Raw genomic sequence first — 1,844 nt, forward strand, 5'->3', positions numbered from 1 at the left:
GGCCGCGGCGCTCCACGCCGGGCTCGCCGCCGTCGCGCGCCTCTCGCTCCTTCCGGCCGTCGGCGCCTTCGCGGCGGCCGCCATCGCCGGCGCGCTGCAGGCGGGCTTCACCTTCGCGCCGGGCGCGCTCGCGCCCCGGGCCGAGCGCGTGAGCCCGATGGCGGGGCTGCGCCGCCTGCTCTCGCCGGCGAGCCTGCTCGCCGTCCCGCTCGGGCTCGCCAAGGGGGCGGTCCTGCTCGCCATCGCCCTGGCGTGGCTCCGCGCGGCCGCGCCGGCGCTCGCGGGCCTCTCCCGCCTCGACGCGCGCGCGCTCTGGGGCGCGACGCCGCTCCTCCTCGGGCTCGCCGTGCGGCTCGGGGTCGCCTACGCGCTCCTCGGGCTCGCCGATCTCGCGCTCGCGCGCTTCCGCCACCGGCGCGCGCTCCGCATGACGCGGGACGAGGTCCGCCGCGAGCACAAGGAGGACGAGGGCGACCCCGCGCACCGGTCGGAGCGCCGCCGCCTGCACCGCGCGCTGCTCGAGGCCGGCGCGGTCTCGCGGGCGACGGTCGTCGTCGTGAACCCGACCCACGTCGCGGTGGCGCTGCGCCACGATCGCGACGGCGAGGCCGCGCCCCGGCTCGTCGCGAAGGGCACCGGGCTCGCCGCCGCCCGCATCCGGTCCGCGGCGCGGCGCGCGGGCGTGCCGATCGTTCGCGACGTGCCGCTCGCGCGCGCGCTCCACCGCCTCGCCGAGGTCGGCGACGAGATCCCGGAGGAGCTCTACGAGGCCGCCGCCGCGGTCCTCGCCCACCTGTACGGCCACACGGAGACGCCATGACCCGCCTGCACTCGATCCTCACCCGCGTCCGCGGCGCCGGCGACGCCGCCTTCGCCGTCGCGGTCCTCGCCGTCGTGGTCCTGCTCGTCGCGCCCGTCCCGCCCGCGGCGCTCGACGCGCTCCTCGCCCTGAACCTCGCGGTGGCGGCGACGATCCTCGTCGTGACGCTCTTCGCGCGGGACGCGCTCGGGTTCGCGAGCTTCCCGACCCTCCTGCTCCTCACGACCCTGTTCCGCCTGGCGCTCAACGTCTCGTCGACGCGCCTCGTCCTCTCGCGCGGGGACGCCGGGCGCGTCATCGAGGCGTTCGGGCGGGTGGTCGTGCAGGGCAACTACGTCGTGGGCGCCGTCGTCTTCGCCATCCTCACGCTCGTGCAGCTCCTCGTCGTCGCCAAGGGCGCGGAGCGCGTGGCGGAGGTCGCGGCGCGCTTCACGCTCGACGCGCTCCCCGGCAAGCAGATGGCGATCGACGCGGACGTGCGCGCCGGCGCGATCGACGCGGGCGAGGCGCGCCGGCGGCGCCGGGCGCTCGAGCGGGAGAGCCAGCTGTACGGCGCGATGGACGGCGCGCTCAAGTTCGTGAAGGGCGACGCCATCGCGGGCGTCGCGATCGTCCTCGTGAACGTGACCGGCGGGCTCGTGGCGGGCGCGCTCCGCGGGATGGACGTCGGTGCGGCGGCGCGCCGGTACGCCCTCCTCGCCATCGGCGACGGCCTCGTCTCGCAGCTCCCCGCGCTCCTCGTGGCGGTCTCGGCCGGGGTCGCCGTCACGCGGGTGGCCGCCGAGGACGAGGGCGGCTCGCTCGGCGGCGAGATCGGCCGGCAGCTCGCGGCCGAGCCGGCGGCGCTCGGGACGGTGTCTGCCCTCCTCGCGGCCCTCGCGCTCGCCCCCGGCCTCCCGGCGGCGCCTTTCGCGGCGCTCTCCGCCGCCGCGGCGGGCGGTGCGTTCCAGCTCGCCCGCCGGCGCGCGCGGCGCTCCGCCGCCGTCCCCGCCGAGGCGGCCGCGGGCCCCGCCGATCCCTTCGC

Annotated in this window: 2 protein-coding genes; both read left to right on the plus strand. The window is 79.0% G+C overall.

Annotated elements, in window-relative coordinates; genetic code table 11:
* On the plus strand, positions 1-820 hold an 820-nt coding region (locus MNZ29_RS23970), incomplete at its 5' end, for an EscU/YscU/HrcU family type III secretion system export apparatus switch protein (RefSeq protein WP_242357103.1).
* The coding region (locus MNZ29_RS23975; protein ID WP_242357104.1) for an FHIPEP family type III secretion protein at positions 817-1,844 on the plus strand (1,028 nt) is incomplete at its 3' end. The genes MNZ29_RS23970 and MNZ29_RS23975, both read left to right, overlap by 4 nt.

It is taken from the genome of Anaeromyxobacter sp. SG64 (assembly GCF_022690745.1).
Classification (GTDB): domain Bacteria; phylum Myxococcota; class Myxococcia; order Myxococcales; family Anaeromyxobacteraceae; genus Anaeromyxobacter; species Anaeromyxobacter soli.